A 19887-nucleotide genomic window follows, 5' to 3' on the forward strand; every position below is an offset into this window, starting at 1 on the left:
AGCTCCTTGGTAGCGATCGGCCCTTCATGGGCCGGCGAACCAAGTGTAGTCACGGATTGGCCTTCGTCTTCGTTGATGCGGCTCAGTGCTTCGCGCTGCCCCAGGGGCAATAGCAGCCCACCGCCAGGGTATGGGTGGCGTTCACCTGGCGCCCCTGCACCAGGGCGTCGAGGATCGGCTCGATGAAGCTGTTGCCCGAGGTGCATACCGCGCCCTCGCTGTAGGGCCCGACGTAGGCCAGCTTGCCCTGGGCGTCCCAGATCGCCACGGCGGGGCTGGCCGGTAACTGCTCGGCGCCGGGCAGCGAGTCCAGCGCGCGCATGGCGTTCAGCGTATCGGGCAGCTGGCCGCGGCTGCCGGGCTTCTGCACGGCGAAGAACTCCACGCCTTGCGGGCCGAAGCGCTGGATCAGCTCGGCGAGGTGCTGCTGGTTGCCGACGTTGCAGGGGCAGGCCGGGTCCCAGAAGTGCACCAGGCGGATCTTGCCCGGGCCTGCCAGTTGCGCGGGCAGCATCAGATGGTCGCCGGAAAACAGTTGCGGCTGGTGGCTGAACGGACGGATGTAGCGGTTCTCGTACCACCAGTAGGTGGCGAGCAGCGCGCCCAGGCAGAGCGCGGCGATCAGCCAGGTGAGCAACGGTTTGCGGCGTGAGGACATGGCGTCGACCAGGGGCAGAGTCGGTAAGATAGCCGACAAGCTTGCCACGGGGGCGGGCGCGACGAGAATATCCCCTCGTTGCGCGCGCTACCTTCGTCACCCGCCTGCCAGAAGCGAAAAGCCCATGCCTGAAGCCTTCCAGCCCGATCTGCTGCGCACCTTGCTGCGACCTCTGACCGCAGAGGCGAACGAGGTCGGCATCGCGCTGTACCAGCATTTCTACGGCCTGGACCTGCACCTGCGGCATCCGGGCCTGCAGAGCCGCCTGGGCACCTTCGAGGCCGGCGGCTACCAGATCGCCGCGCAATACTGGCGGCCGTTGCTGGCGCGCGGGACCGTCGTGCTGCTGCACGGCTACTACGACCACATGGGCCTGTACCGCCACGTGATCGACTGGGCGCTGGGCATGGGCTTCGCGGTGCTCGCCTGTGACCTGCCGGGCCACGGCCTGTCGGGCGGCGCTGCTGCCAGCATCGGCGACTTCGCTGAATATCAGGTAGTGCTGGGTGCGCTGCTCAACCAGGCCCAGGTGCTGGACCTGCCGCAGCCCTGGCATCTCTGCGGACAGAGCACCGGCGGCGCGATCCTGCTGGACTACCTGCTGACTGGCACGCCCCGTCCGGAGCTCGGGCGGACCATCCTGCTGGCACCGTTGGTGCGACCACGCGCCTGGGCTTGGTCGAAGTTCAGCTACCAGCTGCTGCGGCCCTTCGTGGACTCCATCCCGCGACGCTTCAGCGAGAATTCCAACGACGCCGAATTCCTCGCTTTCCTGCGCGACCAGGATCCGCTGCAGCCGAAGACCCTGCCCACGGCGTGGGTCGGTGCGCTGGCGCGCTGGATTCCGCGCATCGAGGCGGCTGGCCATGGTGCGCAGAGTCTGCTGGTGGTGCAGGGCGACGCCGACGAGACGGTGGACTGGCGCTACAACCTGAAAGTGCTGGAGGAGAAGTTCGAGAAGATCGAATGCCTGCTGCTCACCGGCGCTCGGCATCATCTGGCGAACGAGAGCGAAACGCTGCGGCGGCGTTACTTCGATTTTCTCAGCGAGCGGATGGCGTAGCAGGGGTAAATCGGGGAAGGGGGTCGCTGTAGTTGAGGGTGTGTCCTTCACTCCTTGCGCCATGATCCTCAGGCGCCACCCTCTGTACAGCGGGTGCCATTCTAGGGGGAGCGTTCCTCGGAGTGGTCCTCAAGCAGCGTAGGTCTATTCCTATCACTGCCCGCTGGAGGAAACCGACAAGCCTGCCTTGAGCGCGGCCAGGGCTGCCCGGTAGTAGTTGCGGCCGGCTGGCGATTCGCTGAAGTCGGCGAACTGGCCCAGCTCGGCATCGCTCAGGTCGCGATAGACGTAGAGCAGGGTGTTGTCGAGATCGGCGCCGATCTGGCCCATCAGCTTCTGCCGTTGGCCTTCGAGCATGCCCTGGGTGGTGCCGCCACCCAGCAGGCCGGGGAGCATCTGGCTGAGGCTGTCGGCGGCCACGCTGGCCAACGCCAGGCTGACTTCGGCGCCAGCTTCGCGGGCCGGCAGCACCTGGCTCAGGCGATGAATGACCTGCTTGCGTACATCGCTGGCCTGCTGGCGTGGCAGGCCGCCGGCGTATTTCTGCAGCTGGTCGCTGCGGGTGGCCAGGGTCTCCGCACCGGCGACCTTGCGGCCCAGCGGGGATTCGAAGAAATTCACCGCTGCCGTGCTGTCCGGCAGGTTCTGGCGCAGGCCGTTGAGGGCACGCTGGTCGATGTCGGCGGGGGCGAAGCGCTGGTTGCTGTTGTCCACCAGCGTCTGGTACAGCGCAGGCGGCAGGTTGCCCTGGTAGCGCTTCTGCGCGGCGTGCAGGGCGTCATTGAAGTGCGCTCGCTGTTCCGGCCAGCCGGCGGCCTGGTACAGGCGCTGGTAGTTGTCGGCCAGGGCAGGCATGCCCAGTACAAGAAGGGTGAGGGCCAGCAGTACGCGCATTGCAACTCCTTTTGGGCGGCAGGGTTCGCTCGCCGGGGGCTATTGTCGGCAAGGCTTGCCCTGCTTGTCGAGACACTGGCGCCGGACGTTACAATGCGCCATGCAATTCGACGCCGATTCCCTTCCTCTACAAAGCATCGTTGACGACCTCGCCGACAAGGGCTGGTCGCAGCAGGACGCCTTCCTTCCCGATGCCCTGATCGCCCAGCTGGCGAGCGAGTGCCGTGCCCGCGATGCGGCCGGCAAGCTGGCCGCCGCCGCGATTGGCCGGGGCGACGGGCAGGCCGTGCGCGAAGGCGTCCGCGGCGACCGCATCCAGTGGCTGGAGCCCGGCCAGTCCGAGGCCTGCGACCTCTACCTGAATGCACTGGACGAGTTGCGCCGGCAGATCAACCGCACGCTCTTCCTGGGCCTGGGAGACTTCGAAGGGCACTTCGCGCTCTACCCGCCGGGGGCGTTCTACCAGAAGCACCTGGATCGCTTTCGCGATGATGATCGCCGCACCGTCTCGGCGGTCTTCTACCTCAACCGCGACTGGTCGGCGGCGCAGGGGGGCGAGCTGCGGATGTATCTCCCCGACGAACGGACGCTGGACCTGCCGCCACTGGCCGGCCGGCTGGTGGTATTCCTCTCCGGCGACTTCCCCCACGAAGTGCTGCCGGCCAGCCACGAGCGGCTGTCGCTCACCGGCTGGTTCCGCCGCCGCGGTGACGCTCTGCGCTAAGCCCGCAAGGCTTCAATGGCCCCAGATCTTCAGGGTGCCGCTGATGTCCTGGATGTCGCGCACTTCGATGCTCCCCAGCTTTCCGCCGCCCACGTAGAGATCACCGGTCACCCGCATACGGATGGTCTGCGAGGGCAGGCCGCTGGCGTTGAGTTGCTGGTTGATGGTGGTGAGATCGGGCAGCGTCAGCGCGAGTTGCTGCTGGCCCCCGGCGCCCTGCACCACGTCCACCTGCAGGGTCGGCTGCTCGATGCCGAAGATCGGCAGGCTCAGGCCCAGTTGCGCGGGGCCGTAGGGCAGGCTGCCGCCGCGACCGTCGGGGCAGTCACCGGCGCTCACGCAGCCGTTGTCGATGAATACGTTGCGCAGCGAGACGCTGCCGCCGTCGTCATTCCAGGCAACGCTGTCCATGTGCGCCAGCACGTCGGCGCGGATGCTGATGCCGTCCTGGCCGGTGACGGCGCCGAGGCGCTCGTTGTCCAGCGCCTGCAGCTCGGCGAAGGCCAGGGGCAGGTAGGACAGCGCAGCAAAGGTGGCGGTGCAGAGCAAGAGACGAGGCATGGCAGAGGCTCCTTGGCGAATGGCCGATGCGCGAGTCTGGGTGGCGGCCCGCCTGGCAGCCAGTGCCGGGCGGCTGTTCCCGTCGAAGGTTGTGTTTCAGCGCTGTGCCGACGACCGGCGCGCCGCTCTGAAACCCGACTTTCGGCGGGGCGGAAACCTGTTGCGACACACGCGCCGATGAAAGTTGCGTTACCCGGCGTGACCACCAAACGGCGAGCGGCTAGTCTGTCCCCTTCCAAAAGGGAGTGATTCGCCTATGCAGAAGGTTCTCGTCAGCCGCTGCCTGCTTGGCCATCGCGTCCGCTACGACGGCGGCGCGCACGGGCCGTTCGACCTGCTGTCACGCTGGCTGGACCAGGGGCGGGTGGTAGCGCTGTGCCCGGAAGTCGCCGGCGGCCTGCCGACGCCCCGCGCCCCGGCGGAGATCCCCGGCGGGCAGGGCATGGCCGTGCTGGAGCGCGCCCGACCGGTGCTGACGGTGGAGGGCGAAGACGTCAGCGACGCGTTCCTGCTCGGCGCCGAGGAAGCCATGGCGCTGGTGCGCCGCCATGACATCCGCCTGGCGGTGCTCAAGGCACGCAGCCCTTCCTGCGGCAATCGCGAGAACTACGACGGCAGCTTCAGTGGCCAGAAGGTCGCTGGCGAAGGCGTCACCGCCGCGGCGCTCAAGCGCATGGGCGTGCTGGTGTTCAGCGAGGAAGAGCTGGATGCCGCCGCCGTCTGCCTGGCCGGGCTGGAAGCCGGAGGCTAGAGCGCCCGGCGACACTCGAAGACGCACTATTTTCCTTGAGCCTCGCGCCTGGGCGCCTATGCTTGTGCGTTCCATGCGGGAGGCGAAGGCGGCCTGAGCGGTCCTTCGCCTTTTCGTCATCCAAGTAGAAGGAGAAGAACATGAGAACCCTGCTGCCTTGCCTGGGCCTTGCCGCGCTGCTCGCCGGCACTTCCGCAGTCGCCGCCGATATCCCGCGCACCCCGGCCCCGGAAGGCGCCAAGGTGTACTTCATCGAGCCAGCCGACGGCGCCACGGTGGACAAGACCTTCACCGTCAAATTCGGCCTCAAGGGCATGGGCGTCGCGCCCGCTGGCGTGGACTCGCCGGCCACCGGCCACCACCACCTGCTGATCGACCTCAAGGAGCAGCCGGCGATGAATATGCCGCTGCCGATGACCGACCAGATCAAGCATTTCGGCAAGGGCCAGACCGAAACCCAGGTAACGCTGCCGCCGGGCAAGCACACCCTGCAACTGCTGGTGGGCGACAAGAACCACGTGCCGTTCGACCCGCCGGTGGAGTCGCAGCAGATCACCGTCAATGTGAAGTGATGATTCACCCTCGCGCGCCGGATTGGCATCCGCGCAGGCGCGGACTCCGTCCGCGATAGGTTCGCATCGCGCCGGACGCCGATCGCGGACAAAGTCCGCTCCTACGCTGCATGGAATGCCATTCCAAAGCGAGCAGAAACGAAAAAGGAGGCCCGAAGGCCTCCTTTTTCTTTACCGCAATCAGCGCTTAGAACAGCACGCGGCTACGGATGGTGCCGTTGACGTGCTGCAGCTTCTCCAGCGCCAGGTCCGAGTACTCGGCGTCGACGTCGATCACCACGTAGCCGACCTTGTCGTTGGTCTGCAGGTACTGGCCGGAGATGTTGATGCCGTTGTCGGCGAACACCTTGTTGATTTCGCTCATCACACCCGGAATGTTCTCGTGGATGTGCAGCAGGCGGTGTTTGCCCGGGTGCGACGGCAGGGCGACTTCCGGGAAGTTGACGGAAGATACCGAGGTACCGTTGTCGCTGTACTTGACCAGCTTCTCGGCCACTTCCAGGCCGATGTTGGCCTGGGCTTCGGCGGTGGAGCCGCCGATGTGCGGCGTCAGGATCACGCGATCCAGGCCGCGCAGCGGGCTTTCGAACTCGTCGTCGTTGGACTTGGGCTCGACCGGGAACACGTCGATGGCGGCGCCGATCAGGTGCTCGTCCTTGATCGCGGCGGCCAGGTGGTCCAGCTCGACCACGGTGCCACGGGCGGCGTTGATCAGGATGCCGCCTTTCTTGATGGCGCGGATTTCCTTCTCGCCGATCATCCACTGGGTGGACGGCAGCTCCGGCACGTGCAGCGAGACGATGTCGGACATGCCGAGCAGCTCGTGCAGGTTGCCGACCTGCTGGGCGTTACCCAGCGGCAGCTTGGTGACTACGTCGTAGAAGAACACCTGCATGCCCAGGGCTTCGGCCAGGACCGAGAGCTGGGTGCCGATCGAACCGTAGCCGACGATGCCCAGCTTCTTGCCGCGAATCTCGAAGGAGTTGGCAGCGGACTTGATCCAGCCACCACGGTGGCAGGAGGCATTCTTCTCCGGGATGCCGCGCAGCAGCAGGATGGCTTCGGCCAGCACCAGTTCGGCGACCGAGCGGGTGTTGGAGTAGGGCGCGTTGAACACGGCGATGCCGCGCTCGCGGGCCGCGTTCAGGTTGACCTGGTTGGTGCCGATGCAGAAGCAACCGACGGCGATCAGCTTCTTGGCAGCGTCGAAGACTTCTTCGGTCAGCTGGGTGCGGGAGCGGATACCGATGAAGTGTGCATCGGCAATCTTTTCCTTCAGCTCGTCACCGGACAGTGCGGTCTTGAGGTACTCGATGTTGGAGTAGCCGGCCGCCTTGAGGGTGTCGACGGCGTTCTGGTGCACGCCTTCAAGGAGAAGGAATTTGATCTTGCTCTTGTCGAGAGAAGTCTTGCTCATCTGCTTTGAACCTGTAGTCCCGGGATGTGGCGAGAAATTGAACAGCTCAGGCCGGACCGGCCGGTGCCAAGCTTGGCGCCAGGTGGCGATCTGCGTGGGGTGCGTATGCTAGCATGTTCTCCCTTTTCCTTGCCCGGTTGCGACCTGAGCTGTTCTCAGGACGACCATGAACCATTTGAGAGTTCCTCCAATGACCCGCGACGCCCTGATCGAATCGCTCAAGCCCCTGCTGGATGCCGGGAAGCTGCTGACAGACGCCGATTCCCTCGACACCTATGGCAAGGACTGGACCAAACATTTCGCCCCGGCACCCCTGGCGATCGCCTTCCCCAAGAGCACCGAGCAGGTCCAGGCCATCGTCCGCTGGGCCAATGAGCACAAGGTCGCGCTGGTTCCCTCGGGCGGCCGTACCGGTCTCTCCGCCGCCGCCGTCGCCGCCAACGGCGAAGTGGTCGTGGCCTTCGACTACATGAACAAGATCGTCGAATTCAACGAATTCGACCGCACCGCGGTCTGCCAGCCGGGCGTGATCACCAAGCAGCTGCAGACCTTCGCCGAAGAGCATGGCCTGTATTACCCGGTGGATTTCGCATCGTCCGGCTCCAGTCAGATTGGCGGCAACATCGGCACCAATGCCGGCGGGATCAAGGTCATTCGCTACGGCATGACCCGTAACTGGGTGGCCGGCATGAAGGTCGTCACCGGCAAGGGCGACCTGCTGGAGCTGAACAAGGACCTGATCAAGAACGCCACCGGCTACGACCTGCGCCAACTGTTCATCGGCGCCGAAGGCACCCTGGGCTTCGTGGTCGAGGCCACCATGCGCCTGGAGCGCCAGCCGAAGAACCTCACCGCGATGGTCCTCGGCACCCCGGACTTCGATTCGATCATGCCGGTGCTGCATGCTTTCCAGAGCAAGCTGGACCTGACCGCCTTCGAATTCTTCTCCGACAAGGCCCTGGCCAAGATCATGGCCCGTGGCGACGTGCCGCCGGCCTTCGAGACCGACTGCCCGTTCTACGCGCTGCTGGAATTCGAGGCGACCACCGAGGAAGTGGCCAACGAGGCACTGGCGACTTTCGAACATTGTGTAGAGCAGGGCTGGGTGCTGGACGGCGTGATGAGCCAGAGCGAGCAGCAGCTGCAGAACCTGTGGAAGCTGCGCGAGTACATCTCCGAGACCATCTCCCACTGGACGCCGTACAAGAACGACATCTCGGTCACCGTCAGCAAGGTCCCGGCCTTCCTCAAGGACATCGACACCATCGTCGAAGCCAACTACCCCGACTTCGAAGTCGTGTGGTTCGGCCACATCGGCGACGGCAACCTGCACCTGAACATCCTCAAGCCCGAGAACCTCTCCAAGGACGAGTTCTTCGCCAAGTGCGCGACCGTCAACAAGTGGGTGTTCGAGACTGTGCAGAAGTACAACGGCTCGATCTCCGCCGAGCACGGCGTGGGCATGACCAAGCGCGATTACCTGGGTTACTCTCGCTCCGAGGCTGAAATCGGCTACATGAAGGCGGTCAAGGCGGTGTTCGACCCGAACGGGATCATGAACCCTGGCAAGATCTTCGCCGAATAAGTCGCTGCATATAGAGGAGGGCCGGTTTACCGGCCCTTCGCACGTCAGCGTCACGGGAAGTGGCGCGTACGCCGGCAGGATGCGGGCAACCGCGCGGGATCACGAGCCCCGCGCGGATCATCTCTTCCATCCGTTGCAGGAGTCGGTCATGAGTTACCAGCATCAGTATGTCGATGGCACCCCGATCCATTTCACCCTGGGCAAGGTGGTATGCGTCGGCCGCAATTATGCGGAGCACGCCAAGGAGCTGAACAACCCGGTACCGACCGAGCCTTTGCTGTTCATCAAGCCCGGTTCCTGCACGGTTTCCCAGGCGGGCGGATTCTCCATTCCCGAGGATCGTGGCTCGGTGCACTACGAGGCGGAAATCGCCGTGCTGATCGGCAAGCCGCTGTCGCGCAAGCCGAGTGCCGAGGAAGTGCTGGACGCCATCTCCGGCTACGCCCCAGCCCTGGACCTGACCCTGCGCGACGTGCAGGCCAAGCTGAAGGAAAAGGGCCTGCCCTGGGAGCTGGCCAAGTCCTTCGACGGCGCCTTCGTGCTGGCGCCCTTCGTCAGTGCTGATCACTTCCCGGATCCGACTGACATCGGTATTCGCCTGACCATCGACGGTGAAGTCCGCCAGGACGGCAACAGCCGCGACATGCTCAACCCCATCGTGCCGCTGATCCAGCACATCTGCGGGCACTTCTCGCTGCAGCCGGGCGATGTGGTGTCCACCGGCACGCCAGTGGGTGTCGGCCCGCTGCAGAGCGGCAGTGACGTGGTGCTGGAACTTCCCGGCGCCAGCCGCTTCGAAAGCCGCGTGCTTTAACACCGTTGTCCCGCCGAAGGCCGCCGTTTGTGCGGCCTTCGCTTATTGCGGGATGCCTTGTCCGTGCTGATCAACAAGAGTCGCCATGACCATGTCCGTCCTTCGTCCTCGCTGGCTGCTGCTGGCCCTGCTGATTGCCCTGGTGGTGCTCGGCGTCCTGACCTTCCTCTTCCACTGGGATGACCGTGCGCGCCTGTGGCTGCGCGAGCAGGACACCAGCGCGCAGGCGCGCGCCGAGAGCATCTGGTTGCCGGGCTATACGGCGGTGATCCAGGCCAAACCGCTCAAGGGTGGCATCGAAGGGCAGGAGACTTCCGACCTGGCCTACAATCCGGTCACCCGCACCCTGTTCACCGTCACCGGCAAGAAGCCCCTGCTGGCCGAGCTCTCGCTCAGCGGCGACGTGCTGCGGGTGATTCCGCTGCTGGGCATGGCCAACCCCGAAGGCGTGGCGGTGCTCGAAGGCGGCAACGTCGCGGTGACCGACGAGCGCAAGAACTCCCTGACCATCTTCCACGTCGATCCGCAGACTCGCGAGCTGAGCACCGAGAAGCTTTCCAGCTTCGACCTGGGCGAGCGTGGCAAGAAAAACAAAGGCATCGAGGGCATCGCCTGGGACCCGCGCCAACATCGCCTGCTGCTCGGCCAGGAGCGCGACCCGCTGACCCTGTTCAGCCTCGCCAGCGATGGCAGCGCCAGCCTGAGCGGCGCGTTGCAGGCGCTGCCCAGCGAGCAGTTGATGATGCGCAACGTCTCGGCGCTGAGCATCGACCCGCGTACCGGGCACACCCTGGTGCTGTCCGCGGAGTCGCACCTGCTGCTGGAGCTGGACGAGAAGGGCGAGCCGGTCAGCTTCATCAGCCTGCTCGGTGGACTGAACGGCCTGCACGACAAGATTCCGCGCGCGGAAGGCGTGGCCATCGACGAGCAGGGCACCATCTACATGGTCAGCGAGCCGGACCTGTTCTACGTGTTCAAGCGTGAGGAGCAGCCGGCCAAGGATTGATCCGGATCGGAGTAAATGGCGGTTCTGCGGTCTTAAGCTTGGATTAAGTCCTGATTCAGGCTGGTTTCAGCCATGGACACTAAGCTGAACCCATCGAAAACGCCCCAGGAGGCAATTCCATGAAACTCCGTCATCTCCCCCTGATCGCTGCCGTTGGCCTGTTCTCCACCGTTACCCTCGCCGCCGGCGGCTACACCGGCCCGGGCAGCGATGCCCAGCCCGCTACCGCGGCTGCCGGACAGATCACCACGGTGAAACAGGCCCAGGCCGCCGCCGATGACACCAAGGTTGTGCTCGAAGGCACCATCACCAAGCGCATCAGCAGCGAGCACTACGAGTTCAAGGACGCCACCGGCAGCATCCAGGTCGAGATCGACCACGACGATTGGCCGGCCGGCACCTCGGTCTCCGAGAACACCAAGGTGCGCCTTACCGGTGAAGTGGATCACCACAAGCAGAAGCCCACCGATATCGATGTGGATCGCGTGGAAATCCTCCAGTAATCCACTCTCGATAAAAAAGCCGCGCCGGGAACCCCATCCCCGGCGCGGCTTTTTGGCTTATCGCATTTGATCTTCGTAGGAGCGAGCTTGCTCGCGAACATTTCCCAGCGCACGCCGGGTTATCTGGGGATTGCCAGGGTTCGCGAGCAAGCTCGCTCCTACAAACAGCCCTCAACCGATGCTTTCGAAGCCCTGCAGCACGTTGATCGCATTGATACCGATCTCTTCCACCGCATAACCCCCTTCCATCACGAACAGGGTCGGCAGGCCGAGCTTGCCGATGGCCTCGCCCATGCGCAGGTAGTCCGGGCTGTCCAGCTTGAACTGGGAGATCGGGTCTTCCTTGTAGGTATCCACCCCCAGCGAGACGATCAGCACGTCCGGCTTGTACGCCGAGATCTGCCGGATCGCCGCCTGCAGCGCCAGGCTCCACACCGACCAGTCGCTGCCCGAGGCCAGCGGGTAGTTGAAGTTGAAGCCTTCGCCCACGCCCTGGCCCTTTTCATCGGCGTAGCCGAGGAAGTAGGGATACTCGAAGCGCGGATCACCGTGGATCGAGGTGAACAGCACGTCGGCGCGGTCGTAGAAGATGTCTTGGGTGCCGTTGCCGTGGTGGTAGTCGACGTCGAGGATGGCCACGCGGTTGGCGCCCTGGTCGAGGATCGACTGGGCGGCGACGGCCGCGTTGTTGAAGAAGCAGTAACCGCCCATGAAGTCCGCCGAGGCGTGGTGCCCCGGCGGACGGCAGAGCGAGAACACCGAACGCGCGCCCTTGGCCAGTTCGGCCTGGCCGGTCATCGCCACGTTCACCGAGCTGAGCACCGCCTGCCAGGTGCCGGCAGTGATCGGCGCGCCGGCGTCCAGGCTGTAGTAGCCCAGGCGCCCGTCGATGCTGTCCGGTTCCTTCTGCCGCAGGCGGCGGGTAGGCCAGCAGATCGGCAGCATGTCGTGGGTCCGGCCGGTGGCCAGCCAGTCACGCCAGGCGTGCTGCAGGAACCGCACGAAACCTTCGCTGTGCACCCTCAGGATGGGCTCCAGGCCGAAATCGCGCGGGGCCTGGATGTTGCCCAGTTTCACCGCCTTGGCCCGGTCCAGCACCATGTCGGCGCGGCTGGGCTTTTCGAAGCAGGGGGTGAACTGGCCGCCGATCAGCTCGTGCTGACCGTGGTGCAAGCGATGGTCGTCGGTATAGATCGTCAACATCACGCGCTCCTGAGGGCGCCTCCGGGCGCCCGTTGGGTTCTGAATAGCTCTGCCGTCAGGCGTTTTCCTCGAAATTCACGCTCGGTGCCTTGCGACGGAAGCCGCCGGTATGCACCGCCAGGTAAGCGAAGCCGACTGCGAACCAGCTCAGGCCGACGACCAGCGTCAGCTGCGAGAGGCTGGTCCACAGCCACAGGGTCAGGCACAGGCCGATGAACGGAATCGCCCCGTACACCAGGATGTTCTTCGCACCGCGGCGGCGTTCGACGCCCAGGTAGGTGCGGATCACCGCCAGGTTGACCACGGAGAAGGCCACCAGCGCGCCGAAGCTGATCATCGAGGCGAGTGTGGTCAGGTCCAGCACCACCGCCAGCAGGGAGATCGCCGATACCACCAGGATTGCCACCACCGGGGTCTGGAAGCGCGCATGGAGGACACCGAACAGGCTGCGCGGCAGGATGCCATCGCGGCCCATGGTGAAGATGATGCGCGACACCGAAGCCTGGGAGGCCAGCGCCGAGCCGATGCAGCCGGCGATGTAGGCGGAGGTGAAGAAGTTGCCGAGGAACTGGCCGCCAGCCTTGAGCATCACTTCGTTGGCCGCCGAGTCGGCGTTCTGGAATACGCTGCCGGGGAAGACCAACTGGCTGATGACCGCCAGCAGGGTGAACATCAGGCCGGCGATGACGGTGGTGATGATGATCGCGCGGGGGATGTCGCGGCGTGCGTCACGGGTTTCCTCGGCCATGGTGGAGACCGCGTCGAAGCCCAGGAACGACAGGCACAGCACTGCGGCGCCGGCCATCAGCGGGGCAAAGCCGGGCTGGCTGCCGTCGCCGACGAAGGGCAGGCTGAAGTCGATCGCGGCGCCGCCAGCCAGGGTCTTGATCGACATGACCACGAAGACGGCGATGAATACCAGCTGCGCACCGACGATGACGTTGCTCATGCCGGCGACCTGGCTGATGCCGACCACATTGAGCACGGTGACCAGCGCGATGGAGGCGACCACGAATATCCAGGCCGGGATTTCCGGGAAGGCGATATTCATGAACAGGCCGATGAGCAGGTAGTTGATCATCGGCAGGAACAGGTAATCGAGCAGCAACGACCAGCCGGACAGGAAGCCGACCACCGGGCCGAAGCTCAGGCTGGTGTAGGAATACGCGGAACCCGAGATCGGATACTTGCGCACCATGAAGCTGTAGGAGGCGGCGGTGAACAGCATCGCCAGCAGGGTGATCAGGTAGGCGCTGGCGGTACGGCCGCCGGTCATCTCGGTGACCACGCCGTAGGTGGTGAACATGGTCAGCGGGACCATGTAGACCAGGCCGAAGAAGACCAGGGCGGGCAGGCCGAGGACGCGTTTCAGGCGGGCGTCGGCGTTGGCCGGGGTGCCCTGTTGGGTGCTTTGTTGAATGTTTGCAGTGCTGGCGCTGTGTTGGCTGGCCATGGGGGAGTCCTCGCGATTGTTGTTGTCTTGCGGGCGGGCGGCGTTCGGTGGCCGTCCTGAAGTCATCGGCTTACGGCTCAGCCGCAGCGATGACGACGCGCGAGGAGTGAGGGTGTTTGCTGCAGGGTGACGCAAAAGCTGGTCATGGGCGTTCTCGGGGCATTTGTTCTTGTGGATAACGCGCTCGCGTTCCCTCGGGATTTCCCTGCGCCATCAGTGATGGTGCAAGGGCTGGCCGCCTTTCCAGCCGCTCCCTGCGCGAGCCGCCCGACTCTAGCAACCGAGGTCACCGGGCAGAACCCTGCAAAGGGTCAAAAAGGGATCGAAATGGCCAAAATGGCTGTCAGGGTCACCCGGCGCGCACCGCCACGCCGGGTGACCTGCGGGTCATTTCTTCAGCTTGGTCCAGACCTTGGAGCGCAGTTGCAGCGCTTTCGGCGAGCAGAGCTTGAAGGGCTTCAGGCGATCCAGCTTGTCCGCCGGGGTGTTGATCGCCGGATCGTCGAACAGCTCCTTGTCCATGAATTTGTCCGAACCTTCGATGGCGTTGTTGTACTTGGCGAAGTTGGAGGCCAGGGCAATGTTTTCAGGCTGCATCATCCAGTTCAGGAAGGCGTGGGCCTCCTTGATGTTGGTGGCGTCCTTGGGAATGGTCAGGTTGTCGATGAACAGGCGCACACCTTCCTTCGGATAGACGTAGACCAGGCTGGCGCGCTGCGCGTGGGCGCGGTGGAAGGCGCCGTTCCATTGCTGGTGCATGGAGACTTCGCCAGCGGCCATGCGCTCGATGGTGCCATCGCTGTTGTACATGGCCAGCATCGGTTTCTGCTTGAGCAGCAGGTCCTGGATCTTCGCCGCCTCTTTCGGGTCCTCGGTGCACTCGTCGATGCCCAGGAAGTAGGAGGCCGGGGCGTAGAGTTCCTCGATGGAGTTGAGCGCGACGACCTTGCCTTTCAGCTCCTCCGGCGGCTCGAAGAACGGCTTCCAGCTTTCGTCCAGCTTGCCGCCGGGAACCTTGGCGCTGTCGTAGCTGTAGCCGGTGGTGCCCCACAGGTAGGGTACGGAGTAGTCGTGGCCCGGGTCGTAGGTCAGGGTCTTGAACTTGTCCTTGAGGTTGGCCAGGTTCGGCAGCTGCGCCTTGTCGAGCTTCTGCAGCAGGCCTTCCTTGACGAAGATCTCGATGAAGCTGTCCGACGGCACTACGACGTCGTAGGCGCCGCCGCCGGCTTTCAGTTTGGCCAGCAGGGTTTCGTTGCTGTCGTAGGAGTCCAGGGTGGCGTGGATGCCGGTGTCCTTCTCGAACTTCTTCAGCAGTTCCGGCGGGAAGTAGTCGGACCAGTTGGCGAAGTGCAGGGTGCCTTCGGCATGGGCGCTGCCGGCCAGCAACAGGCTGGCGGCGACGAGCGTGCGGGCGAGTGGGGTACGGCGGAATTTCATCGGTGAAGCTCCTTGCAATGTTGTTTTGTTTGGCGGCAGGAGGTCAGCGGCGACGCTGGCCGACGTAGTACGACAACGCAACGAACGCGATGGAAATCAACAGTATTATTGAAGATATGGCGTTGATCTTCGGGGAAATCCCCATTCGGATAGAGCTGAAGATGTACACCGGCAGGGTAGTGGCCCCGGCGCCAGCGACGAAGTAGGTGATGACGAAGTCGTCCATCGAGATGATGAACGCCAGCATCGCCCCGGACACGATCCCCGGCGTCAGCAGCGGGAAGGTCACCTTCCAGAAGGTTTTCCACGGCGAGGCGTAGAGGTCTGCCGCCGCTTCCGCCAGCCGTGGGTCCATGCCTTCGAGGCGGGCGCGGATCGGCAGGTAGGCGAAGGGAATGCAGAACACGATGTGCGCCAGCAGGATGGTGAACAGCGACAGCTTCAGGCCGATGAAGGCGAAGAACATCAGGGTCGCCACGGCGGTGACGATCTCCGGCACCAGCAGTGGCAGGCCCAGCACGCCACTCATCAGCGTCTGCCCGCGGAACGAGCGGCCGCGCATGCCCAGCGCGGCGAGCGTGGCCAGGGTGGTGGCGACCACGGTGGCCAGCGTGGCGACGATCAGCGAGTTCTTTGCCGCACGGAGGATTTCCGGGTCGTCCGCCACGACGGCGTACCACTTCAGGCTGAAGCTTTCCCACAGCGTCGCCGACTGGCCGCTGTTGAAGCTCAGCACTACCAGCACGAAGATCGGGATATAGAGGAAGGCGAAGAACAGCCAGGCGGCGGGCCGGACCCCGGTGAATCGCCAGAGCGGATTGGCCGACTTCATGGATGACCTCCCGACGCGCCCTGCTTGAAGCGCATGCTGTAGATCAGCATCGCCAGCAGCACGAAGGCCAGCAGGGCGAAGGACAGCGCCGCGCCGAACGGCCAGTTGTGCGCCGTACCGAACTGCAACTGGATCAGGTTGCCGATCATCAGCGACTTACCGCCCCCAGCAGTTCGGGAATGATGTAGCTGCCCAGCGAAGGGATGAACACCAGGATGCAGCCGGCGACGATGCCGGGCATGGCCAGCGGGATGATGATTCGCTTCAGGGCCTTCCAGCGGTTGGCGCCGAGGTCGAAGGCCGCTTCCACCAGGCGCCAGTCCATCTTCTCCAGGCTGGTGTAGATGGGCAGGACCATGAACGGCAGGTAGGTGTAGAGCAGGCCGATGATCACCGCGTTGTCGGTGTAGAGAATGCCCAGCGACGCGTTGGAGAAGCCCAGGCCGTGCAGGCCTTCGTCGATCAGCCCGCCGTTGCGCAGCAGCAGCATCCAGGCGTAGACGCGCACCAGCAGGTTGGTCCAGAACGGCACGGTGACCAGGAACAGCAACAGGTTGCGCCGGCGTTCGTCCTGCAGCGCCAGGTACAGCGCGGTGGGGAAGCCGATCAGCACGCAGCCCAGGGTGGTCAGGATCGACAGCCAGAACGAGCGCTGGAAGATGCCCAGGTAGTCGGCGTTGAACGCCAGGCTGTCGTCCAGGTCGCGTTCCCAGAGGAAGTTGATGTAGGCCTCGACGGTGTGCTGGCCCCATTTCACGCCGCCGTAGTCCCCCGGTGCCTGGATCGACACGGCGAACATGATGCCAAGCGGCAGGACCAGGAACACCACCAGCATGATCATCGCCGGGCTGGTCAGGGCCAGGCGCTTGAACAGTGATTGGCGTTCCGCTTGTGCGCGCAGTGTACTCATTCGGCCAGCACCCGGATGGCGGTGGCGGGAATGCGGACCCGCACCCGCGCGCCGGGCGCGTGGGTGGAAAGGGCGCCGTCGCGGTTCTGCTGACGGACCCGGAAGCCGCCCTGACCGGCGACGTTGAGGTGGTACACGGTGTCGGTGCCGACGTAGACGATGTTCTCGACCACGCCTTCGAGTTGGCCATCCTGAGCCAGCTCGGTACGTTCCGGGCGGATCGCCAGGGTCACCTTGCCGGGCAGGGTGGTGGCGGCCGGCAGCGTCTGGCCATCGGCCAGGCGCACGCTGTCACCGCTGGATTCGCCTTCAAGGAAGTTGGTCTCGCCGATGAAGTCGGCCACCAGGCGGTTGACCGGCGCTTCGTAGATCTCGGTGGGCGTGCCGATCTGCATGACCTTGCCGCGGCTCATCACGGCGATGCGGTCGGACATGGTCAGCGCTTCTTCCTGGTCATGGGTGACGAAGATGAAGGTGATGCCAGTCTCGTGCTGCAGGCGCTTGAGCTCGATCTGCATTTCCTTGCGCAGCTTGAGGTCCAGCGCGGAAAGCGATTCGTCGAGCAGCAGCACCTTGGGGCGGCTGGCCAGCGCGCGGGCCAGGGCGATGCGCTGTTGCTGGCCGCCGGAAAGCTGGTCGGCGCGGCGCTTGCCGACGTCGGGCAGGCGTACCAGGTCGAGCATCTTCTGCACGGTGGCGTCGATGTCGTTGCGCTGCTTGCCCTGCATTTCCAGGCCGAAGGCGATGTTTTCCGCCACGGTCATGTGGGGGAACAGGGCGTAGCTCTGGAAGACGGTATTGACCGGACGGCGGAAGGGCGGAAGACCTTCCATCGGGTCGCCATACAGGCGAATGCTGCCGGAGGAGGGTTGTTCGAAGCCGGCGATCAGTCGCAGCAAGGTGGTCTTGCCGCAGCCCGACGGGCCGAGGAGGGTGAAGAACTCGTTGGCGCGGATTTCCAGTGACACGTCATCCAGGGCCTTGAGGCCTTGTCCGGGTGTACCGAACTCCATGCATATCCGCTCGATGGTGATCGCGCTGGTCATGCTTGTACCATGCAGTTAAGCAGTTGTTATTGTTGAGGTTTTACGGTTTCTAGGACCGTTTCACCTAGCTGCGGATTGATAATGACCAAGCGCCGGGATGGGCAGAACGATAGATCAGGCCAATAAGGGATAAATCAGGCCAAGTTGAAAATGCGCCCTGCAATGCTGGATTTCGGGCGTCAGCGGGATGCCGATTTTTTAGGAGCGAGCTTGCTCGCGAACGGGATCGAAATCGCCGTTCCATCCATCCTTGCCGGTGCTGTGGGTGAAAGCTGAAGCCTGGGTTCGAGTCCGCACCGACCCATGCTGCAGGTGCTGGGCTGATGGGTATCGCTCCACGCCAGCCGACGAAGAGCGACTGGGCATCAGCCTCGATACAGGCTCGGACTCGCCCCGCTCCAGCGCTGGAAGGCATGGCGGAAGCTGGCTGTCTCGCTGTAGCCCAGTTGCTCGGCGATCAGGTAGATCGGCAGGTCGGTGTCCTTGAGCAATTGCCGAGCGCGGTCGAAGCGCACCTCGTCGAGCACCTGTTGATAACTGGTGTTCTGCTGCTGCAGGTGGCGGCGCAGGGTGCGGGTGGAGCGGTGCAGGTGGCGGGCCACGGTGTCCAGGCTGGCGGTGTCGTGCAGGTGGCTGGCGAGGTGCTGGCGCAACTGGTCGATCACATCGCCGCGGGCAGTGAGCATGGCGCTCATGCGCAGGCACTGCTGCACGCCATTGTGGCAACTGACCGGATCGGCCAGCGGTAGCGGCCGATCCAGCAGTGCCGGGCTGAAGCACAGCGCGCTGGTCGGCGCGCCGAAGTCCACCGGGCAGCCCAGGCGCTCGGTGTAGGTCTCGGCGTGCAGCGGCGGCCGGTAGGCGAGCAGCAGCCGGCGCGGGCGCACCGATTCGCCGAGCAGGTCGCGGATCACCGTCAGCAGCGAGGTCAGGCACAGCTCGGTGTTGAACACCGTCAGCTCCGGCGCGTAGCGGTAGCCGTCGGCGGTCAGGTGCACCTCGTCGCCCTGTGGCGTCAGCGCCAGGCGGAAGTAGGTGCCGAGCAGCTCGGGGAACGACAGTGCCAGTTGCAGCGCATCGCGCAGGGTGCGGCTGGCGAGCATGCTGTAGCCCAGGATGCCGTACGCCGAGACATGCATGCGCAAGCCGAGATAAAGACCCAGCGCCGGGTCGTGGTGGCAGTTCAGGGCGTTGGCGAAGACCCGGAGCTCCTGCGCGTGGGTGATGAGTTTTTCCGGAGTCAGCAGGTCCGCCTCGCCGATGCCGCTGCCTTCCAGCAGCTTCGGGCGCGGCACGCCAGCGTGGTGCAGCACCTCGGTCGCCAGCACCACGGTGTGCAGGGTCGCCTGCTGGCGTTGTTCGGGGAGTAGATGCTGGGCCATCGATACGCCTCTTGCAGTCTCTTGCGAAAGAAACACCGGACAGACTTGCGCTAACCTGACTCTAGCCTGCCCGCAACCTCTGGTGGCCTTTAAGTTTGGCTTCAGGCGCTGCTGCCAATCTGCCCCGCCAATCCCACCCGAGACCTCCATGCGCCGTCTGCTCAAACCCCGCCGTCTGTTCCTGCTGCTGGTGCTGTTCGCCCTGGCCCTGCTGCTCGCGCTGGGCCAGAGCTTCCGCGTCTACGAGCGCGCCTGGTTCAAGTTCAACGAGTGGCGCCATGCCGCCCAGTGGCAGGACACCTCCATCTGGCTGCCCGACTACCGCGTGGTGCTGGAGGCGCAGCCGATCGAGGGCCTGGAGGACAACGTCTCGGCGCTGACCTACGACCCGGACCGGCAGACCCTCTTCACCGTCACCAACAAGCACAACGAACTGGTCGAGCTGTCGCTGGAGGGCAAGCTGCTGCGCAGGATCGCGCTGCACGGCTTCGGCGATACCGAAGCCATCGAATACATCAGCCGCAACGTCTATGTGATTACCGACGAGACACACCAGCGGCTGCTGCGTGTGGAACTGCGCGATGACACGAAGGAGCTGTACGCCGAGAACGCCCAGCAGCTCGCGCTGGCGTTGGGACGCGGCGGCAACAGCGGCTTCGAGGGGCTGGCCTATGACTCGCAGGGCAAGCGCCTGTTCGTCGCCAAGGAGCGCAAGCCGGTGCATATCTACGAGGTGCGTGGCTTCCCCTACGAGCAGTCGGAGCAGCCCACCGTTGTGCATGTCGTGGAAGACCTCGAGCACAACCGCAACCTGTTCGTCCGTGATCTGTCCAGCCTGCAGTACGACGAGCGCAGCGGGCACCTGCTGGCGCTGTCCGATGAGTCCCGGCTGGTACTGGAGCTGAGTGCCGACGGCGAACCGATCAGCTCGCTGTCGCTGCTGCGCGGCATGCAGGGCTTGCGGCGCAGCGTGCCGCAGGCCGAAGGCATTGCCATGGACGACCAAGGCACGTTGTACCTGGTGAGCGAGCCCAATCTCTTCTACGTATTCAAGAAGCGCGAGGCGCACTGAGGGC

At 64.6% G+C, this 19887-nt stretch carries 19 protein-coding genes and 1 pseudogene; 9 read left to right on the forward strand and 11 right to left on the reverse strand.

Annotated features, from left to right (window positions below; translation table 11 throughout):
• Positions 1-82: 82 nt before the first annotated feature.
• A complete protein-coding gene (locus tag N5C91_RS00720; protein ID WP_279826956.1) occupies positions 83-658 on the reverse strand; it encodes a DUF6436 domain-containing protein in 576 nt (191 codons plus the stop codon).
• A gap of 124 nt (positions 659-782) precedes the next feature.
• Here N5C91_RS00720 and N5C91_RS00725 point away from each other — a divergent pair, with 124 nt between their 5' ends.
• A complete protein-coding gene (locus N5C91_RS00725) occupies positions 783-1721 on the forward strand; it encodes an alpha/beta hydrolase (RefSeq protein ID WP_279826959.1) in 939 nt (312 codons plus the stop codon).
• A 153-nt stretch (positions 1722-1874) separates the two neighbouring features.
• Here the strand turns inward: N5C91_RS00725 and N5C91_RS00730 are convergent, their stop codons facing one another.
• The gene (locus N5C91_RS00730; RefSeq protein WP_279826962.1) at positions 1875-2615 is read right to left on the reverse strand and encodes a hypothetical protein; all 741 of its coding nucleotides are present in this window, start codon (positions 2613-2615) and stop codon (positions 1875-1877) included.
• A gap of 100 nt (positions 2616-2715) precedes the next feature.
• Here N5C91_RS00730 and N5C91_RS00735 point away from each other — a divergent pair, with 100 nt between their 5' ends.
• Positions 2716-3339, forward strand: a complete 624-nt coding sequence (locus N5C91_RS00735; protein WP_279826965.1) for a 2OG-Fe(II) oxygenase — start codon at positions 2716-2718, stop codon at positions 3337-3339.
• A 12-nt stretch (positions 3340-3351) separates the two neighbouring features.
• Here the strand turns inward: N5C91_RS00735 and N5C91_RS00740 are convergent, their stop codons facing one another.
• Positions 3352-3900 carry a DUF6160 family protein gene (locus tag N5C91_RS00740; RefSeq protein ID WP_236174346.1) on the reverse strand — a complete coding sequence of 183 codons (549 nt, stop codon included), beginning with the start codon at positions 3898-3900 and terminating at the stop codon, positions 3352-3354.
• Between the two features lie 256 nt (positions 3901-4156).
• Between N5C91_RS00740 and N5C91_RS00745 the strand changes: the two genes are divergently transcribed.
• Both N5C91_RS00745 and N5C91_RS00750 read left to right on the forward strand, forming a co-directional pair.
• The gene (locus N5C91_RS00745; protein ID WP_236174347.1) at positions 4157-4651 is read left to right on the forward strand and encodes a DUF523 domain-containing protein; all 495 of its coding nucleotides are present in this window, start codon (positions 4157-4159) and stop codon (positions 4649-4651) included.
• A 140-nt stretch (positions 4652-4791) separates the two neighbouring features.
• Complete coding sequence (locus tag N5C91_RS00750; RefSeq protein ID WP_017520821.1) at positions 4792-5223, forward strand: DUF4399 domain-containing protein; 432 nt, start codon at positions 4792-4794, stop codon at positions 5221-5223.
• A 187-nt stretch (positions 5224-5410) separates the two neighbouring features.
• On the opposite strand, the gene serA is transcribed toward N5C91_RS00750, so the two are convergent.
• On the reverse strand, positions 5411-6640 hold the full coding sequence (gene serA, locus N5C91_RS00755) for a phosphoglycerate dehydrogenase (protein ID WP_236174349.1): 1230 nt from the start codon (positions 6638-6640) through the stop codon (positions 5411-5413).
• Positions 6641-6830: 190 nt separating this feature from the next.
• Between serA and N5C91_RS00760 the strand changes: the two genes are divergently transcribed.
• From N5C91_RS00760 to N5C91_RS00775, 4 genes are all read left to right on the forward strand, one after another.
• Positions 6831-8225, forward strand: coding sequence for an FAD-binding oxidoreductase (locus N5C91_RS00760; RefSeq protein WP_024762157.1), 1395 nt, complete (start codon positions 6831-6833; stop codon positions 8223-8225).
• A gap of 148 nt (positions 8226-8373) precedes the next feature.
• Complete coding sequence (locus N5C91_RS00765) at positions 8374-9039, forward strand: fumarylacetoacetate hydrolase family protein (RefSeq protein WP_236174350.1); 666 nt, start codon at positions 8374-8376, stop codon at positions 9037-9039.
• An 85-nt stretch (positions 9040-9124) separates the two neighbouring features.
• Complete coding sequence (locus N5C91_RS00770) at positions 9125-10045, forward strand: SdiA-regulated domain-containing protein (RefSeq protein WP_279826975.1); 921 nt, start codon at positions 9125-9127, stop codon at positions 10043-10045.
• A gap of 119 nt (positions 10046-10164) precedes the next feature.
• Entirely contained in the window at positions 10165-10548 is a 384-nt protein-coding gene (locus N5C91_RS00775; protein ID WP_236174352.1) for a NirD/YgiW/YdeI family stress tolerance protein, read from the forward strand.
• Between the two features lie 171 nt (positions 10549-10719).
• On the opposite strand, the gene N5C91_RS00780 is transcribed toward N5C91_RS00775, so the two are convergent.
• From N5C91_RS00780 to N5C91_RS00810, 7 genes and pseudogenes are all read right to left on the reverse strand, one after another.
• Positions 10720-11751: a histone deacetylase family protein gene (locus N5C91_RS00780; RefSeq protein ID WP_279826978.1), complete on the reverse strand. Its 1032-nt coding sequence runs from the start codon at positions 11749-11751 to the stop codon at positions 10720-10722.
• Between the two features lie 55 nt (positions 11752-11806).
• Entirely contained in the window at positions 11807-13204 is a 1398-nt protein-coding gene (locus N5C91_RS00785) for an APC family permease (protein WP_236174354.1), read from the reverse strand.
• A 387-nt stretch (positions 13205-13591) separates the two neighbouring features.
• A complete protein-coding gene (locus N5C91_RS00790; protein ID WP_236199214.1) occupies positions 13592-14641 on the reverse strand; it encodes an extracellular solute-binding protein in 1050 nt (349 codons plus the stop codon).
• Between the two features lie 43 nt (positions 14642-14684).
• Positions 14685-15473 (reverse strand): ABC transporter permease, encoded by a 789-nt coding sequence (locus N5C91_RS00795; RefSeq protein WP_236174356.1) that lies wholly within the window; start codon positions 15471-15473, stop codon positions 14685-14687.
• Positions 15470-16383 (reverse strand): annotated as a pseudogene (locus tag N5C91_RS00800) (ABC transporter permease). Before N5C91_RS00800 ends, N5C91_RS00795 begins: the two are co-directional and overlap by 4 nt.
• Positions 16380-17429, reverse strand: a complete 1050-nt coding sequence (locus N5C91_RS00805; RefSeq protein ID WP_236199213.1) for an ABC transporter ATP-binding protein — start codon at positions 17427-17429, stop codon at positions 16380-16382. The pseudogene N5C91_RS00800 and the gene N5C91_RS00805 overlap by 4 nt, the downstream one beginning before the upstream one ends.
• Before the next feature lie 365 nt (positions 17430-17794).
• Entirely contained in the window at positions 17795-18811 is a 1017-nt protein-coding gene (locus tag N5C91_RS00810; protein ID WP_236174359.1) for an AraC family transcriptional regulator, read from the reverse strand.
• Between the two features lie 148 nt (positions 18812-18959).
• Here N5C91_RS00810 and N5C91_RS00815 point away from each other — a divergent pair, with 148 nt between their 5' ends.
• Positions 18960-19883 carry an SdiA-regulated domain-containing protein gene (locus N5C91_RS00815; protein ID WP_279826986.1) on the forward strand — a complete coding sequence of 308 codons (924 nt, stop codon included), beginning with the start codon at positions 18960-18962 and terminating at the stop codon, positions 19881-19883.
• Positions 19884-19887 lie beyond the last annotated feature (4 nt).

The organism is Pseudomonas sp. GD03903, from assembly GCF_029840045.1.
In the GTDB taxonomy this organism is placed as follows: domain Bacteria; phylum Pseudomonadota; class Gammaproteobacteria; order Pseudomonadales; family Pseudomonadaceae; genus Pseudomonas; species Pseudomonas pseudonitroreducens.

What these genes read in the sequence shown, in the direction of transcription:
- N5C91_RS00790 (WP_236199214.1), bottom strand. Translation starts at nt 14,641, where the DNA reads ATGAAATTCCGCCGTACCCCACTCGCCCGCACGCTCGTCGCCGCCAGC.
- N5C91_RS00775 (WP_236174352.1), top strand. Translation starts at nt 10,165, where the DNA reads ATGAAACTCCGTCATCTCCCCCTGATCGCTGCCGTTGGCCTGTTCTCC.
- N5C91_RS00770 (WP_279826975.1), top strand. Translation starts at nt 9,125, where the DNA reads ATGACCATGTCCGTCCTTCGTCCTCGCTGGCTGCTGCTGGCCCTGCTG.
- N5C91_RS00745 (WP_236174347.1), top strand. Translation starts at nt 4,157, where the DNA reads ATGCAGAAGGTTCTCGTCAGCCGCTGCCTGCTTGGCCATCGCGTCCGC.
- N5C91_RS00780 (WP_279826978.1), bottom strand. Translation starts at nt 11,751, where the DNA reads ATGTTGACGATCTATACCGACGACCATCGCTTGCACCACGGTCAGCAC.
- N5C91_RS00720 (WP_279826956.1), bottom strand. Translation starts at nt 658, where the DNA reads ATGTCCTCACGCCGCAAACCGTTGCTCACCTGGCTGATCGCCGCGCTC.
- N5C91_RS00730 (WP_279826962.1), bottom strand. Translation starts at nt 2,615, where the DNA reads ATGCGCGTACTGCTGGCCCTCACCCTTCTTGTACTGGGCATGCCTGCC.
- N5C91_RS00815 (WP_279826986.1), top strand. Translation starts at nt 18,960, where the DNA reads ATGCGCCGTCTGCTCAAACCCCGCCGTCTGTTCCTGCTGCTGGTGCTG.
- serA (WP_236174349.1), bottom strand. Translation starts at nt 6,640, where the DNA reads ATGAGCAAGACTTCTCTCGACAAGAGCAAGATCAAATTCCTTCTCCTT.
- N5C91_RS00740 (WP_236174346.1), bottom strand. Translation starts at nt 3,900, where the DNA reads ATGCCTCGTCTCTTGCTCTGCACCGCCACCTTTGCTGCGCTGTCCTAC.
- N5C91_RS00810 (WP_236174359.1), bottom strand. Translation starts at nt 18,811, where the DNA reads ATGGCCCAGCATCTACTCCCCGAACAACGCCAGCAGGCGACCCTGCAC.
- N5C91_RS00805 (WP_236199213.1), bottom strand. Translation starts at nt 17,429, where the DNA reads ATGACCAGCGCGATCACCATCGAGCGGATATGCATGGAGTTCGGTACA.
- N5C91_RS00750 (WP_017520821.1), top strand. Translation starts at nt 4,792, where the DNA reads ATGAGAACCCTGCTGCCTTGCCTGGGCCTTGCCGCGCTGCTCGCCGGC.
- N5C91_RS00735 (WP_279826965.1), top strand. Translation starts at nt 2,716, where the DNA reads ATGCAATTCGACGCCGATTCCCTTCCTCTACAAAGCATCGTTGACGAC.
- N5C91_RS00760 (WP_024762157.1), top strand. Translation starts at nt 6,831, where the DNA reads ATGACCCGCGACGCCCTGATCGAATCGCTCAAGCCCCTGCTGGATGCC.
- N5C91_RS00725 (WP_279826959.1), top strand. Translation starts at nt 783, where the DNA reads ATGCCTGAAGCCTTCCAGCCCGATCTGCTGCGCACCTTGCTGCGACCT.
- N5C91_RS00765 (WP_236174350.1), top strand. Translation starts at nt 8,374, where the DNA reads ATGAGTTACCAGCATCAGTATGTCGATGGCACCCCGATCCATTTCACC.
- N5C91_RS00795 (WP_236174356.1), bottom strand. Translation starts at nt 15,473, where the DNA reads ATGAAGTCGGCCAATCCGCTCTGGCGATTCACCGGGGTCCGGCCCGCC.
- N5C91_RS00785 (WP_236174354.1), bottom strand. Translation starts at nt 13,204, where the DNA reads ATGGCCAGCCAACACAGCGCCAGCACTGCAAACATTCAACAAAGCACC.